The organism is Pedobacter sp. BG31 (assembly GCF_042464845.1).
GTDB lineage: Bacteria > Bacteroidota > Bacteroidia > Sphingobacteriales > Sphingobacteriaceae > Pedobacter > Pedobacter suwonensis.
On the sequence record NZ_JBHNZK010000018.1, the window covers coordinates 104,797 to 120,462 of the forward strand.

The 15,666-nt window shown below is 39.2% G+C and carries 12 protein-coding genes and 1 pseudogene; 11 read left to right on the plus strand and 2 right to left on the minus strand.

Translation table 11 applies throughout. The annotated features are described in order from the left end of the window. Nucleotides 1–45 precede the first annotated feature (45 nt). The gene (locus ACFE6N_RS19270; RefSeq protein WP_378939148.1) at nt 46–1,749 is read left to right on the plus strand and encodes an FAD/NAD(P)-binding protein; all 1,704 of its coding nucleotides are present in this window, start codon (nt 46–48) and stop codon (nt 1,747–1,749) included. A gap of 9 nt (nt 1,750–1,758) precedes the next feature. Here ACFE6N_RS19270 and ACFE6N_RS19275 read toward each other — a convergent pair whose 3' ends face one another. Together ACFE6N_RS19275 and ACFE6N_RS19280 are read right to left on the minus strand one after the other, a co-directional pair. Next, entirely contained in the window at nt 1,759–2,385 is a 627-nt protein-coding gene (locus tag ACFE6N_RS19275) for a M23 family metallopeptidase (protein WP_378939150.1), read from the minus strand. A gap of 500 nt (nt 2,386–2,885) precedes the next feature. Beyond that, nucleotides 2,886–4,106, minus strand: coding sequence for a metallophosphoesterase (locus ACFE6N_RS19280; RefSeq protein WP_378939152.1), 1,221 nt, complete (start codon nt 4,104–4,106; stop codon nt 2,886–2,888). 215 nt (nt 4,107–4,321) lie between these two features. On the opposite strand from ACFE6N_RS19280, the gene ACFE6N_RS19285 reads away from it, so the two are divergent. From ACFE6N_RS19285 to cobA (ACFE6N_RS19330), 10 genes and pseudogenes are all read left to right on the plus strand, one after another. After that, nucleotides 4,322–4,768 (plus strand): Rrf2 family transcriptional regulator, encoded by a 447-nt coding sequence (locus tag ACFE6N_RS19285; protein ID WP_090982095.1) that lies wholly within the window; start codon nt 4,322–4,324, stop codon nt 4,766–4,768. Nucleotides 4,769–4,965: 197 nt separating this feature from the next. Next, nucleotides 4,966–5,169 (plus strand): annotated as a pseudogene (locus ACFE6N_RS19290) (transcriptional regulator); the annotation flags it as partial. 407 nt (nt 5,170–5,576) lie between these two features. After that, nucleotides 5,577–7,667, plus strand: a complete 2,091-nt coding sequence (locus tag ACFE6N_RS19295; protein ID WP_378939154.1) for a HEPN domain-containing protein — start codon at nt 5,577–5,579, stop codon at nt 7,665–7,667. A 92-nt stretch (nt 7,668–7,759) separates the two neighbouring features. Next, nucleotides 7,760–8,530, plus strand: a complete 771-nt coding sequence (gene cobA, locus ACFE6N_RS19300) for a uroporphyrinogen-III C-methyltransferase (protein WP_378939156.1) — start codon at nt 7,760–7,762, stop codon at nt 8,528–8,530. Next, nucleotides 8,514–10,025: a TSUP family transporter gene (locus ACFE6N_RS19305; protein ID WP_378939158.1), complete on the plus strand. Its 1,512-nt coding sequence runs from the start codon at nt 8,514–8,516 to the stop codon at nt 10,023–10,025. The genes cobA (ACFE6N_RS19300) and ACFE6N_RS19305 overlap by 17 nt, the downstream gene beginning before the upstream one ends. 2 nt (nt 10,026–10,027) lie before the next feature. After that, nucleotides 10,028–10,729 carry a phosphoadenylyl-sulfate reductase gene (locus ACFE6N_RS19310; protein WP_378939165.1) on the plus strand — a complete coding sequence of 234 codons (702 nt, stop codon included), beginning with the start codon at nt 10,028–10,030 and terminating at the stop codon, nt 10,727–10,729. Between the two features lie 130 nt (nt 10,730–10,859). Next, nucleotides 10,860–11,765, plus strand: a complete 906-nt coding sequence (gene cysD / locus ACFE6N_RS19315; RefSeq protein ID WP_145855753.1) for a sulfate adenylyltransferase subunit CysD — start codon at nt 10,860–10,862, stop codon at nt 11,763–11,765. Between the two features lie 202 nt (nt 11,766–11,967). Further along, nucleotides 11,968–13,218 carry a sulfate adenylyltransferase subunit 1 gene (locus ACFE6N_RS19320; RefSeq protein ID WP_378939161.1) on the plus strand — a complete coding sequence of 417 codons (1,251 nt, stop codon included), beginning with the start codon at nt 11,968–11,970 and terminating at the stop codon, nt 13,216–13,218. A gap of 415 nt (nt 13,219–13,633) precedes the next feature. After that, nucleotides 13,634–14,098, plus strand: coding sequence for a hypothetical protein (locus ACFE6N_RS19325; RefSeq protein WP_090982106.1), 465 nt, complete (start codon nt 13,634–13,636; stop codon nt 14,096–14,098). Between the two features lie 588 nt (nt 14,099–14,686). After that, nucleotides 14,687–15,481: a uroporphyrinogen-III C-methyltransferase gene (gene cobA, locus ACFE6N_RS19330; protein WP_378939163.1), complete on the plus strand. Its 795-nt coding sequence runs from the start codon at nt 14,687–14,689 to the stop codon at nt 15,479–15,481. Nucleotides 15,482–15,666 lie beyond the last annotated feature (185 nt).

The window sequence follows — 15,666 nt, forward strand, 5'->3', positions numbered from 1 at the left end:
AACAATCCAAACAATTTTCTTTTTTTTAGATTGTATCTGTTACAAATGGATACGAAAACTGCAAAAAAGAAAATTGCCATCATTGGTGGCGGCCCGAGCGGCTTGTTCATGTATAAAAGATTAATTGAATCTGAAGTTCCCAATTTCGAAATAGAAATATTCGAACGCAAAGGCTACTTGGGGGCGGGTATGCCTTATAGTGCTGAAGGGGCAAATGTAGAACACATTACCAACGTATCCGACAATGAAATTCCGATTATATTCAACTCTATTGAAGATTGGGTAAAAATTGCACCAAAAGAGATTTTAAAAAAGTTTGATATCGATGAGGACAAATTTAACGAATACAAGGTATTGCCAAGATTGTTTTTTGGTGAATATCTATCTGCCCAGTTTAACTTATTAAAAGAAGTTGCAGAAAATAAAGGTATTAAAACTGATGTACACTTAAATTGTGTGATTGATGATATTGTTGATGTTTCTGAAGATCAGCAGGTTGTGGTGAGCATTAAAGGACAAAATAAAGCCCGTTTCGATCTTGTAATTATTTGTACTGGTCATAATTGGCCTCAAAAATATGAAAGAAAAATTCCTGGTTATTTCGATTCGCCATATCCACCAAAAAAGATTGCATTAGAAGTGAACCACACCGTAGGTATTATGGGTTCATCATTAACTGCCATTGATGCCTTAAGAACCCTGGCGCGGCAAAACGGAAAGTTTACAACTAACGAAGATGGTACCTATTCTTACCAGTTGGCCAGCGAAGGTTTTAAAATCGTGATGCACTCACGCAGTGGGTTATTGCCAGCGGTTAGGTTCCATCTGGAAGATTCCCATTTGGGTAAAGAAGAGACGCTGAGTAAGGCCGAAATTCAGGAAAGCATTAAAGAAAATGGAGGTTTTTTGCCATTGGATTATGTATTTGAAAAGAATTTTAAACAGATGTTCGTTGAAAAAGATCCTGTTTTTTATAAAAAAATCAAAGACATGAACCTTGAGGAGTTTGTAGGTGCCATGATGGATTATCGTGAAAAAATGGAACCATTCGATCTGTTTAAGAAAGAATATGAAGAAGCAGAAAAATCCATTGAGAAAAGGAAATCCATCTACTGGAAAGAAGCACTCGCCATTTTAAGCTTCGCCATGAACTACCCTGCAAAATATCTTTCGGCAGAAGATATGGAACGCCTGCAAAAAGTTTTGATGCCACTCATTTCCATTGTAATTGCATTTGTTCCCCAAAGTTCGTGCAGAGAGCTTTTGGCCCTTCATGATGCGGGCGTATTAAGCATTGTTGCCGTTGGCGATCAGGCAGAGGTAGAGCCTTTAACAACTGGCGGAGCAGATTATCATTACAAGGTTGATGGTAAAAAGGTAACTGTACATTTCGATACCTTTATAGACTGTATTGGCCAGCCCCATCTTTCTTTTGATGATTTTCCTTTTAAAAGCTTAATCAGCAACAAGACTATTAGTCCGGCGACACTAAAATTCAAAACTGCCGAAATAGGGGAGGAAGAAATGAAACACAATGATTTAGTAACCAAAAAGGGCGATGATTATCTTTTAACTGTTCCCGGTATTACCATCAACGATCATTTTCAGGTGGTTGATGAGGCTGGTGAGGCGAATGAAAGAATTTATATCATGGCCGTTCCATACATCGGTGGTTATAATCCGGATTATTCAGGAATCGATTTTTGTGAAGCCGCTTCTGAAGCGGTGTTAGAATGTATTTTGAGCTAAGCCTCCCATCTATTTGATGTGTGCTTTTATGAATACCTGTGGATTATAAAATCTTTCGTTAAGTTGCTTATTATTGAAGGTTAGCCAGCTGGCACAGCCATAATCATCAAATTTTTTCCTGATTTCTAAATGGAGGTGGTGGTAATCGCCTCCGTACTTTTTACTTTCCTGCGGTGTAAATAACCTGGCCAGTTTGGTATTCTGTTCCACCTGCTGACCATTGCTTACATAAATCTCTTTCAGGTGTTTATAAGAAGTGAAAATCGTTTGGCCATTAGGCAGTTTATGTTTGACCACTACCGTACGTTGGTTTTCCCCTAAATGTACAGAACAAACTACTCCGTTGGCCATGGCATAAACACCAACAAGTTTACTTTTTGGTTGTGAAGGATTAATATCAATAGCCGTGTGAATATGCCCTTTAACATAACTGTTGCGATGATCGCCAAAAATGCTGATGATTTTAATGTTGATTGTCTTTTTACGGTTCAGCACGTCAAAAGGTAAAAACCATTGATCGGCTGTTTTTGCAGGAGCGACATTGGTGTAATAAGGCTTCCAGCGATCACGGTCTTTCTCAATGGTCGGCGTTTCAAATAACAGCATCGACAAAAAGATGAATAATAATGTTTTCATGCCATCAGGTAATTTAAAGCAAGATAGCGATTTTAATAGATAAACTATCTTTGTAGTTAAAATAATATTATGGTCATTTCAGCTAAGCGCAGTAAAACGAAGAAATCGGCCTGAACAGATTTAGCTTCAAGAGCTTTTGGGTTTTTAATTGTTTTGCAATCCGCTCAAACTGGGCGATCCATATTATTTTTATGGCCGATATTACGATCTGGAAAAGAGAAGTTTTATTTGATTTCATAAATCGCTCGATTTACCCAAAGTCAGATGGCAACGTCTGACTGCACCTTCAAATGAATTCCTTGATTGGTGTCTCACCGACCAATCAAGATGCTTATTCCGAGCGGTCTGTGGAGACACAGATCACGGCGTTTGTGTTCGTCATTTCCAACTTGATTGGGAATCGTAATACTTTAGCTGGACTTGTTACTTGCATAAGATTCCCGTGCGCGGGAATGACGATTGCGTAGACAACAAATCCCCCAGCTCGGGGCATTTGTTGTTTATTTCTTCTTCAACTCTATCACCGTAATCTCTGGCCAGATCCCGATGCGGCCTGAAAAACCCAGAAAACCAAAACCCCTGTTTACATTTAAAAACCTACCATTTTCGGTCTTAATGCCTGCCCAGTGTTTGTAACGGTATTTTACCGGACTCCATTTAATCCCAAAAGCTTCTATGCCAAACTGCATGCCATGGGTGTGCCCGGCAAGGGTTAAGTTAATTTTAGAGGAATAATTTTTTACCTGTGCATCCCAGTGCGAAGGATCGTGCGAGAGCAAAATCTTGAAATCGGTAACACTGGTATTCTGTAAGGCCTTATTCAGATCACCACGTTCTCCAAAACCAATTCCCCAGTTTTCTATTCCAGCTAATATAATTTTTTCGCCTTTCTTATGCAGTTCTACATGTTCATCCAGTAAAAGTTTAAAGCCAAGTTCATTGTGGTACGCTTTTAATCGGTTCAGGTTCTGTATTTTATCTGCGGATGTAGGCCACTTGATGTAATCGCCATAATCGTGGTTTCCTAAAACAGAAAACTGTCCGAATGGTGCTTTAATCTGCGAAAAATGGCCTATGTAAGGTACAATTTCTGATGCGGCATTATTGACCAGATCGCCGGTAAAAACAAATAGATCACTTTTTTGCGCATTAATCATATCAATCCCTTTTTGGACGGCTTTTGGATTGGTAAAACTTCCCGCATGTATATCGGAAATTTGCGTTAGGGTAAAACCATCAAAACTTACAGGCAGGTCATCAAAGTATAAAGTATGTTTAATAACGCGGTAAGCATATTTTCCCTGGGTAATGCCGTAAGCAAACAGGGCAATGGTTAAACAGAACATTATAAAAGCAAAATCTACCCAGTAATTGTTTCTGGCAGCGATATGAAATCCACCTGATTCAAAACTAATAGCAACTGCCATCAATAATCGGAAAACATCGCCGAGCAGCAGAAAAAAGGCGAATACAATTTCTGCAGCAAAAACAAGCAGGAAAGTGTGACTGACGATCTGGAAAAACTTATTGATGCCCTGAATCCGCATTTGCTGAATGGCAAAAAATAAGGCAAAAGTTAAACCGGTAATAAATACCCAGAAAATGGGGCTTAATAAGCTGGATGGACTGATTGTACCCAGGCCAGATAAAACATAAGCGTTAAGGGCAAAAAATATAATTGCAACGATGATGAGCGGCAATAGATTGAGTTTTCTTTTCATGATTAAATCTGCAATTCAGAGTGGTGCGCAAAAGTAGATTTTAAACGTTGATAATTGACTTTCTGTTTAATGATGAAGTTATTTTTACGCCCGTTTGATTAAAGCAATGATCATTATTCTGCATTATATTTATCAATATGATAGCAGGAGGAATTAAAATCAACTTCCTGTTGCATATTTTATAATTTACTTTCTTTTATTAGCTTTGTACAAATATGCTATCCAAAAAGACAAAATATGCCATAAAAGCGCTTGTGGCGTTGGGCAAAAATTTAGATAAACCACCCATGCAGATTTCGAAAATTGCAGAGGAGGAGCATATCCCTAAAAAGTTTTTGGAGCAGATTCTGCTCGATTTGCGTAACGCTGGCTTTCTATATAGTAAAAAAGGTGCCGGAGGCGGTTATAGCCTCAACAAAAAACCTGAAGAAATCTTTTTGGTACATGTAATGCGTGTAACCGATGGGCCGATCGCCATGGTTCCCTGTGCGAGTTTAAACTTTTACCACAAATGTGATGAGTGTGTAGATGAGAAAACGTGCGGAATCAGGAGTGCTTTTATTGATGTCAGAGATGCTACGCTCAAGGTTTTAACCGAAACCAGCATTGCAGATGTAATCGGCAGGGAGGATAACCTAAAAATCGGTATCGTTAATTTATAGTCTTTTACTTAGCCCAATCTGTCCTCCTGAGGGCTAATTATTTTATAAAAATCAATATGATTGACGGATAAATTTTAAGTAGATAATGTCCATCGAGAAATCGTCATTCCCAATTTGATTGGGAATCTTAATGCGAGCGTTTTAAGATTCCCGCATGCGCGGGAATGACGACCTTACAAGTAAATTCTGTCAATGGTACCGATGGGCCGATCGCCATGGTTCCCTGTGAGAGTTTAAACTTTTACCACAAATGTGATGAGTGTGTAGATGAGAAAACGTGCGGAATCAGAAGTGCTTTTATTGATGTTAGAGATGCTACGCTCAAGGTTTTAACCGAAACCAGCATTGCCGACGTAATTGGCCGCGAGGATAACCTAAAAATCGGTATCGTTAATTTATAGTTTTTAAAACTTTCTCATAATGGTCTGTTACCCTGAACCGCGTAAAAACCTATCAGGTTTTTGAAACCTGATAGGTTTAAGCATACTAATCAATTGGCAGTTAGCAATTTGTAGTTTTCAGTTACCCCAATTTAAGAATTTAATTTACAGATTTCTCCATTTCGCTGCGCTCCAGTCGAAATGATGTTTCTTCTATAGAAATTTTTTCAAAATAAATTACTACTATTCCTATATACTTTATATATTTGGCATATAAATTTCAGTTTTATGCCTGAAAAGTTAACTGCTGTACAGATGATGTGCTGTTGCAAAACGCAATAATTGGAACCTACAGATCACTTTTAGTATAAAACATGGAATGCTTCCCGGTGAAAGGGAGGCATTTTTAGAATTAGCTAACAACACATATGCAAAGTTTCAGAACAGAACTCGAAAATCCGATTGTCGAGCAGGACATTATCGATTTGGAGAATAAGATTAAAGCTTTCAGGGATGGAACCATTCACGACGAAAAGTTTAGAAGCCTGCGTTTGGCCCGTGGTGTTTACGGACAAAGACAGCCGGGGGTGCAGATGGTGCGTATTAAGTTGCCGTTTGGTAAGGTAACTTTTAAACAGTTATTGCGTATTGCCGATATTGCCGATGAGTACGGAAGTGGTAACCTGCACTTAACTACCCGTCAGGATATCCAGATCCACTATGTGAGTTTAGACCGCACACCAGAACTTTGGGCAAAGCTTGAACAGGATGATATTACCCTTCGCGAAGCCTGCGGAAATACGGTGCGTAATGTAACCGCTTCTCCAAATGCTGGAATAGATGCAGAAGAGCCTTTTGATGTTTCACCTTATGCTCAGGCAGTATTTGCCTACTTTTTACGTAATCCCATCTGTCAGGAAATGGGCCGTAAGATTAAAATTTCTTTTTCATCAAGCGATAGGGACACCGCATTCAGTTATATTCATGATTTAGGTTTTATTCCTAAAATAAATGAAAATGGCGAACGTGGCTTTAAGGTTTTATTTGCCGGTGGTTTAGGAGCACAACCTTTTCTGGCCAATGCCGTTCACGAATTTTTACCTGAAGATCAGTTGATCCCTTTTACTGAGTCTGTTCTTCGCGTTTTTGACCGCTATGGCGAGCGTAACAATCGAAATAAAGCACGATTAAAATATCTGGTTCAAAAACTGGGTCTGGAAGAGGTTTTGCGTTTGGTTGCTGAAGAACGCACCGCCAACAAAGTAAAAACCTTTAAAATTGATATTAACGCCGTTCAACAACCACTCTTGCCTTTAGAACAAGAATACCCTTCGGTAGAGATACTGAATGAGGCCCATTATAAACACTGGTTAGCTACCAATGTAATTGAACAAAAGCAAGCAGGGTTTTATGGTGTTTATGTAAAAGTTCAGGTAGGAGATATCAAAACAGATAAAGCAAGGGCTTTTGTTGATGCCATCAGGTTATATGTGGCTGATGAAATCAGGATTACCCAAAACCAGGGCTTATTGTTGAAATTTGTACGGAAGGAAGCTTTGCCTTCTCTATACACCGCTTTAAATAAAATTGGTTTTACGACAGCCGGTTTTGATAGTTTGGCTGATATTACGACTTGTCCAGGTACTGATACCTGTAACCTGGGTATTTCCAACTCGATGACACTTGCTGAAGTTTTGGAAGAGGTTATTTATACCGATTTTCCAGAGTTTATTTACGAAAAAAACATCAAGATCAAAATCAGCGGCTGTATGAACTCTTGCGGTCAGCATGGTTTAGCTGAAATCGGTTTCCATGGAAGCTCGGTAAAAGCCGAAGGAAAAGTGGTTCCTGCCGTTCAGGTGATGCTTGGTGGTGGTACTGTAGGTAACGGCCTAGGCCGTGTGGCAGAACGGGTAATTAAAGTGCCATCAAAAAGGGCAACAAGTGTTTTACACTATATTTTAAATGATTTTAAGGCCAATAACCTGGCTGATGAAAACTTCCATCAATATTATGATCGTAAAGGTAAAGACCATTTTTATCAGTTGTTGAAGCCATTGGCCGATTTAACCAACCTTAAAACAGAGGAGTTTGTAGACTGGGGGCATGTGGAAGAATTTGTAACAGCCATTGGTGTAGGCGAGTGTGCTGGTGTAGTAATTGATCTCGTGGCCACCTTATTATTAGAGGCTGATGAAAAATTTGAATGGGCAAAGCAAAACTTAGATAAAGGTGCTTATGCAGATTCTATTTACCATACCTACAGCACTTTTGTAAGTGCTGCAAAATCGCTGTTGTTGGATAAAGGAGTAAATAGTAGCACACAGGTTGGGGTAATCCGCGAATTTGATAGCCATTATGTAGAAACCGGCGAATTTAATTTGCCTACCAATTTCTCAGACCTGGTTTTACAGATCAATAAAAATGAACCAACAGCCGAGTTTGCAAAGAAATATTTTGAAGAAGCCAATCAGTTTTTAAATCAGATAAAAGAGAAAAGAGCGGTATTGGCTAAATGAGATTTGAGATAATAGATATGAGAACTGCAGTCGCCGAAAGCTATGCGCATGACAACCCTCCATCCAGTCGTTCAAAATAATTAAAAAGAAACATGGTTAATCAAAATATAGAATCAAGAATTACCCTTTTGGGGGCAGGTCCAGGCGACCCGGATTTATTAACCTTAAAAGGTGTAAAAGCATTGCAAACTGCTGATGTGGTATTGTATGATGCTTTAACCAACGAGGCATTATTGGAGCATGCTCCGGCAGCCGCCATTAAGGTATATGTGGGGAAACGTTCCGGAGAGCATTCCTACCCGCAGGATACCATCAATAAATTAATGATCGATTATGCTTTAAACTACGGTCATGTAGTGCGTTTAAAAGGTGGCGATCCATTTGTTTTTGGCAGGGGATATGAGGAATTGGACTATGCTGCATCGTATAGCATTCCGGTTAGTGTTATTCCGGGTATTTCAAGCTCGATCGGCGTACCTGGCTTACAACAGATCCCGGTTACGCACCGCGGCATGAGCGAAAGTTTTTGGGTAATCACCGGAACGACGACTTCCGGAGAAGTATCTGCTGATATTTACCAGGCAGCACAATCAAAAGCTACGGTACTGGTACTGATGGGACTCAAAAAACTAGCTAAAATTGTAGAGATCTTTAAAGCTGCAGGCAAGCACAATTTACCAGCTGCAGTAGTGCAAAATGGATCTGCAGAAGATGAAAAATTGGTTATCGGCGTTGTTGAAACCATAGAAAGTTTGGTGCTACAAGAAAATATTAAAGCACCTGCATTATTAATTTTTGGAGAAGTTGTATCATTACATCCGTCATTTAAAAAATTAATTAAACAATATGCAAGTATTGCCTAACCAATCTGATAGTGCAGCGTCTTTTTCTGAAGAAGAAAAAGGTAACCAGCTTTTTCCGGTTTTTGTAAAGCTGAATAAGCTGCGTACATTATTAATTGGTGCGGGCAATATCGGGTTGGAGAAGTTAACGGCAATTGTAAATAATAGCCACAGCGCTACCATTACCATCGTGGCAGAGCAGGTATCGCCAGAGGTTTATGCACTTGTAGCAAATTATCCGCTGATAAAAGTTAAACAAAAAACTTTTGATGTAAATGATTTAAATGATATTGATATCGTTTTTGCTGCGACCAATAATTATATTTTAAATGACGAGATCAGGAAGGTAACGCATGAGCGTGGTTTGCTGATCAATGTGGCCGATAAGCCAGAATTATGCGATTTTTACCTGGGGTCAATCGTTCAAAAAGGCGATTTGAAGATTGCCATTTCTACAAACGGAAAATCGCCAACCATTGCCAAACGTTTAAAACAGATTTTAAATGAAGGTTTACCTGCAGAGCTGGATGAAACGCTGCAGAATATGAGTGCTTTGCGCAAAACATTAAATGGCGATTTTTCTGCAAAGGTTAAAAAGCTGAATAAGGTTACCCAAAGTTTAATTAATCCGAAAAAAAGCTTTGCCGAGCAGAATATCAAATGGTTAATCTGGGTAGCATCGGTTTTACTCATTTTCGCTATCGGATTTTCTTTGTGGAATACCGAGCCGGAATTCCAGCATTTTTTAATCAATATCGATCCTTTGTTTTATTGGTTTTTAGGTGCCGGATTTGTATTCGCATTAATAGATGGTGCCATCGGGATGTCGTATGGTGTGACCACCGCATCATTCTCTCTTGCCATGGGTTTGCCTCCCGCATCCGCAAGTATGGCCATCCATATTTCTGAGGTAATGAGTAACGGAATTGCAGGATGGATGCATTACCGGATGGGGAATGTAAACTGGAAATTATTTAAAATTTTAATTCTTCCCGCCATCATCGGAGCCGTTTTAGGCGCTTACATCCTTTCTTCATTAGAACAATACAGCAGTTATGTTAAACCGGTTGTTGCGGTTTATACACTTTTTCTGGGGGCTGTTATTCTAATGAAAGCGTTTAACATCAAAAGGAAAAAAGCAGATCAGAAAATCAAAAAAATTGGTTTATTAGGTTTTGTAGGAGGTTTTATAGATGCAGCCTTTGGTGGCGGCTGGGGATCGATTGTATTATCCAGTTTAATTGCAGGCGGCAGGCATCCCTTGTTTTCTTTGGGCACGGTAAAAATCAGCCGCTTTTTTATCGCCACGTTGAGTTCGCTTACCTTTTTTACCATGTTAGGTGGCAAACACTGGGAGGCCGTTGTGGGTTTAATTATCGGTAGCGCAATCGCATCGCCAATTGCCGCAAAAGTATCCAACAAAATTTCGGCAAAAACCATTATGGTTGCCGTGGGGATTATTGTAATGATCGTAAGCTTAAGGAGCGTAATCATGTTTATTTTAAAATTAATATAGTGATGGGGAACTTAGAGGAGATAAAAGCAGCACTGGAAGGCTTATGTACAGTAGATAAACTGAAATTTTTGGCAACTGAATACACCGGGCGTATTATATTTTCAACCAGTTTTGGCTGGGAAGACCAGGCAATTACCCATTTAATTTTTGCCAACAATATTCCGATCAAGGTTTTTACTTTAGAAACCGGACGTTTGTTTCCGGAAACCTACTATGTTTGGAACCGTACCTTAGAAATTTATAATAAACCCATTCATGCCTATTATCCGCAGAATGGACTGTTAGAGGATATGGTCAATACAAAAGGCCCTAACAGTTTTTACGAATCGGTAGAGAATAGAAAAGAGTGCTGTTACATCCGTAAAATCGAACCCTTAAAAAGAGCATTAAAAGGTAATGATATCTGGATAACGGGAATCAGGGCCGATCAAAGTGCCAACCGTGAGGATATGCATGATTTGGAATGGGACGAAGGAAACCAATTGATCAAATTTCACCCTATTTTCGATTGGACTTTGGATGATGTAAAAACCTATATTAAAGAGAATAACATTGTGTACAATACTTTGCATGATAAGGGTTTTCCTAGTATAGGATGCGCACCCTGTACACGAGCAGTACAGCCAGGCGAAGATTTCAGGGCCGGTAGATGGTGGTGGGAAGACCAGAGCAAAAAAGAATGCGGTTTACATGCCGCTGGCTGATGGAAGAAGTAAAATGGTAGATATGGAATGGAATTTAAACCTTCCAACTTTTCAAACCTTCCAACAATTAACAACAAATATAACTTTGAGTGTTTGGAACATTCAATATTTAAACATTCCAACAATTGAAATGAGTACATATAATTTTGATTATTTAGATGAGCTGGAGGCCGAAGCCATTCACATCTTACGTGAAGTTGCAGGTCAGTTTGAGAAACCAGCCCTTTTGTTTTCAGGGGGGAAAGATTCGATTACTTTGGTTCGTTTGGCAGAAAAAGCTTTCCGTCCGGGTAAATTTCCTTTTCCGCTGGTACACATAGACACCGGTCATAATTTCGAAGAAACCATCACCTACCGTGATCAAATGATAGAAAGGATTGGTGAGAAACTTATTATTGGCTCTGTTCAGGAATCTATCGATCAGGGTAAAGTAGTGGAGCAGACCGGTAAAAATGCCAGTAGAAATGCTTTGCAAACTGTAACCTTGCTCGATACCATTGCCAAATACCAGTTCGATGCCTGTATTGGCGGTGCCCGCAGAGATGAAGAAAAAGCCAGGGCAAAGGAGCGTATTTTCTCTGTCCGCGACGAGTTCGGACAGTGGGATCCCAAACGCCAGCGTCCCGAACTCTGGAACATTTACAACGGTAAAATCCATAAAGGCGAAAACATCCGTGTATTCCCGATCAGTAACTGGACAGAATTAGACGTCTGGAATTACATCCGCAGGGAGAAAATAGAACTTCCAAGCATCTATTTTTCGCACGAACGAGAGGTAATTACCAGGAATGGCCAGCTGATGGCCGCTTCGCCTTTTTTAAATATGGATGAGGAAGATGTGGTAGAACGTAAACAGGTTCGTTTCCGTACGGTTGGCGATATGTCTTGCACCGCTGCAGTAGAATCAGATGCATTTTTGATCGACGATATTATTTCAGAAATCAGTGCCTCAAAAATTTCAGAGCGTGGTGCCCGTTTAGACGACAAGGTTTCTGAAGCCGCAATGGAAGACAGAAAAAAGGGAGGGTATTTTTAAGGAGTATCAAGTCTTTGGTATCAAGTATCAGGACAGATTTACTAAACGTTCTAAATAAACTAAGCATGAGGATGAAAGAATAGCTTAAATTGGTCTTGATACATGATACTTTTATCTTAATACTTTAACTAAGTATGATTATTAAAGTGATAGACTGAACTGGTCTCGATACTTGATACTTCTATCTTAATACATTAACAACATGAACATATTAAAATTTTTCACAGCAGGCAGCGTAGATGATGGTAAAAGTACCTTAATTGGCCGTTTGTTATACGATACGGATTCTATTTTGGCTGATCAGTTAGAAGCTTTGCAGCGCTCCAACCGCAAAAATGACGATGGGACAATAGACTTAGCTATTTTAACTGATGGTTTGAGGGCAGAACGTGAGCAGGGTATTACCATTGATGTAGCGTATAAATATTTTCAGACAGAAAAGCGTAAATTTATCATTGCAGATACCCCGGGCCACATTCAGTATACCAGAAATATGGTTACCGGAGCTTCTACTGCTAACTTAGCCATCATCTTAATTGATGCCCGTAACGGTGTGGTAGAGCAGACTATCCGTCATTCGTATATTGTTTCTTTACTGGGCATTAAGCATGTAGTGGTTTGCATCAACAAGATGGATATGGTAGATTATAGCGAAACCGTGTATAGTGCCATTGTTGAAAAATACAAAGTTTTGGCGCAGCAATTAAAATTGGCTGATGTAACCTATATCCCAGTGAGCGCATTAAAAGGCGATAATGTGGTAAAAACATCAGAAAATATGCATTGGTATGAAGGTGAAAGTTTGTTGCATTTTCTGGAAAAGGTAGATACCGACCACTTAGATCAATCTCAACTGGCGCGGATGTCAGTACAATGGGTAGTTCGTCCGCAAACAGCAGAGCTGCATGATTACCGGGGTTATGCTGGACGTGTGTTAAGCGGAACTTTCAAATTAAATGATAAAGTTACGGTCCTTCCTTCAGGAGCAAGTTCTGTTGTAGAGAAGATTGAGTTTTTTGATGAAGAACTTGATGCTGCACATGCTGGTCAATCGGTTATCATTCACTTAAAAGACGATGTCGACATTAGTCGTGGTGATACCATTGTAAATGCATCGGCTTTGCCACAGGAAACAAAACTGATTGAAGCAGATCTTTGCTGGATGGATACGCGTGCCCTTGATACTTCCATCATGTATAATATTCAACATAATAGCAAGGTTACCAAATGTAAAATCAGCGAAATTCTACATAAAGTAGATATCAATACTTTAGAAAAGCATGCTGCAGAAGAATTTAAACTGAATGATATTGGCCGTGTAATTGTGAAAACCGCTGATGCGCTGGCTTTTGATTTATATGATGATAACCGGGCAAATGGTTCTGCTATTTTAGTTGATACCCGGACCAATTTAACCGTTGGCGCGCTCATGTTTAGGGCGGCAGTGGAGTAGGCGGTAAGATGGAAGATGTTGGATGGAAGATGGAAAATTTGAAATAGCCAATAAGCAATTTTCAATGATCAATAATGGGTAGTGTTGTAGGATACGGTTAAAATTTTGATATTCTTAACGCATTAATGATGGAAGAATGGACGATGTGAATTTGAGATGGAAAATAAAAATTAATAAATCGCTAATTCAGTTACTGATCCTAAAATCTCGTAATCCAGAAAACCTTAGCGTGGAGAACCACAACCAAATATAATAATGAAAGCTTTAGATTATTCTAATGCGAAAGCAATTTCAGCGGGGCACCAAATGGTTGCCCCGTTTTTCTTTACAGGTTTTTTGTATATTTAACTTATGGAAACGATTCAGATTTTTCATCTCGTTATTACAATATAAACGGAAACCCAAATTCCAAAACATGAAAAAAAATCTCTTGTATTTCGCTTTAGCGGCTATGCCCTTCGTTTTTGCCTGTAACCAATCGCAGAAAAAAACTGATACTGCAAAAAAAGATTCGGTAGTCAATCAAACCTGTTATGCCGCTTTCTTCGAAAAAGACAGTGCTGCTATGATTGTAAAAACAATGGCATCTGGCAAAATAACCGGTTCACTTTTGGTAAAATATGCTGACAAGCCTGAAAATAACGGCAAAATAAGTGGAAAATTTAACGGCGATACTTTACTGGTTGATTATCGGTTTAATACAGGTAAAGATACCACAAAGGCATTTACCAACCCACTGGCTTTTTTAAAGAAAGATGGTAAACTCATTATGGGAGTTGCACAGATTGAAACCACGCTGGGCAGATCTTATTTTGTAAAAGGAAAGCCCATTAATTACGAAGCCGGGAAATTTACTTTTTCAGAGGTGGATTGTAAATAAACGCTTGATCCTACATCCTGAGGGACAATTAGTTTGTCATTGCTAGAAGGCTTCTCAGCCAACAGCCTGCCCCGATTTTCGGCGAAGCAATCTTATAAAAATTGCTATTAGCGTGTGCTTTAAATTAGCTTCGCTGATCACCTCGTGGTTTCCGCTCGCGCGAGATCTGATTGCTCACTACTGGTCTTAGCGTCTCGCTAAGACCTAATGTATCGATTATAGTTATTTTTGCCACTGATGCACAGAAAGCACGGAGATTTTTTTCGCTTGTTAGGCTCCATTTTGCGGTACTATCATTTCGAGCGATAGTTATAAGATCGGGTGGTAGCGATACCTAATGTATCGATTATAGTTTATGTTTGCCACGGATGCACAGAAAGCACGGAGATTTTTTCGCTTGTTAAGCTCCTTTTTGAGGTACTATCATTTCGAACGATAGTTATAAGATCGGGTGGTAGCGATACATATATCCTTCAATTTGTTCTGAACGACAGTTATAAAATTATTTTAAAATAAATTACTACAATTTCTATAGACTTTATATATTTGCATTGTTGACGAATGGATAACGGACATAAACTTTCAGTTATGATTTTGAATAAAGTAGAAAAAGCGAACATTGAACCGAAAATTACATTAATAGGTGCTGGTCCTGGTGACCCGGATTTATTTAGTTTAAAAGGGGTTAAGGCATTAAAAACAGCTGATGTTGTTTTGTATGATGCAAATGTAAACGAAGCTTTATTGTGTCATGCACCAGATGGTATTCCTAAAGTTTATGTGGGCAAACGTTCTGATGATGAATCATTTTCTCAGGACGCAGTAAACAGGCTCATCATTGACTATGCTTTAAATTATGGTCATGTTGTACGTTTAAAAAGCGGCGATCCGTTTTTCTTTGCAAAAGGATATGAAGAAATAGATGCAGCAGAATCTTATAGTATCCCTACTGAAATTATTCCTGGGATTTCGAGTGCCACAGGTGCGCCAAGTTTGCAAAAAATCCCTATGATTTATAAGGATATGAGTGAAAGTTTTTGGGCAGTAACCGGAACCAATTCTAAAGGTGAAATTTCGGAAGATTTGTACATAGCTGCAAAAACGAAAGCTACGATAGTTGTTTTAAACGGGATTGAAAAAGTAAAAGAGATTTCAGCCATTTTTCAGGCAGAAAATAAAAATCTGTTGCCAGTTGCCGTTATCCAAAATGGTTCCACACCTGACGAAAAAATTGTGGTAGGTATAGTTGATACCATTGCTGAGATTGTGGAAGATAAAAGAATAACGGCCCCGGCGCTATTGGTTTTTGGCGATGTGGTTTCACTACACCCTCAATTTCAACCCATCCGCGATTTCTACGAAATTATCGCTGAAGAGTACTAGATATTTTTAAGAAATATATTTGTTTTGTTGTTAAAAACCGCTTATGGATTTAAGCGGTTTTTTTATGGTGCGCCGGGCATGGCAATCGACTATAGGGTTAGAGTCCCGAACACGCTTAGCAGTAGGAAGTGTTAGCTAAAGACAAGGGTGTCGTGGGTGACTGCGAATCTGAAGGAAGTCGGCGG

Excerpts from the sequence above, each read along its gene's own strand:
- ACFE6N_RS19270 (WP_378939148.1), top strand. The coding sequence starts at position 46 with ATGGATACGAAAACTGCAAAAAAGAAAATTGCCATCATTGGTGGCGGC.
- ACFE6N_RS19275 (WP_378939150.1), bottom strand. The coding sequence starts at position 2,385 with ATGAAAACATTATTATTCATCTTTTTGTCGATGCTGTTATTTGAAACG.
- ACFE6N_RS19280 (WP_378939152.1), bottom strand. The coding sequence starts at position 4,106 with ATGAAAAGAAAACTCAATCTATTGCCGCTCATCATCGTTGCAATTATA.
- ACFE6N_RS19285 (WP_090982095.1), top strand. The coding sequence starts at position 4,322 with ATGCTATCCAAAAAGACAAAATATGCCATAAAAGCGCTTGTGGCGTTG.
- ACFE6N_RS19295 (WP_378939154.1), top strand. The coding sequence starts at position 5,577 with ATGCAAAGTTTCAGAACAGAACTCGAAAATCCGATTGTCGAGCAGGAC.
- cobA (WP_378939156.1), top strand. The coding sequence starts at position 7,760 with ATGGTTAATCAAAATATAGAATCAAGAATTACCCTTTTGGGGGCAGGT.
- ACFE6N_RS19305 (WP_378939158.1), top strand. The coding sequence starts at position 8,514 with ATGCAAGTATTGCCTAACCAATCTGATAGTGCAGCGTCTTTTTCTGAA.
- ACFE6N_RS19310 (WP_378939165.1), top strand. The coding sequence starts at position 10,028 with ATGGGGAACTTAGAGGAGATAAAAGCAGCACTGGAAGGCTTATGTACA.
- cysD (WP_145855753.1), top strand. The coding sequence starts at position 10,860 with ATGAGTACATATAATTTTGATTATTTAGATGAGCTGGAGGCCGAAGCC.
- ACFE6N_RS19320 (WP_378939161.1), top strand. The coding sequence starts at position 11,968 with ATGAACATATTAAAATTTTTCACAGCAGGCAGCGTAGATGATGGTAAA.
- ACFE6N_RS19325 (WP_090982106.1), top strand. The coding sequence starts at position 13,634 with ATGAAAAAAAATCTCTTGTATTTCGCTTTAGCGGCTATGCCCTTCGTT.
- cobA (WP_378939163.1), top strand. The coding sequence starts at position 14,687 with ATGATTTTGAATAAAGTAGAAAAAGCGAACATTGAACCGAAAATTACA.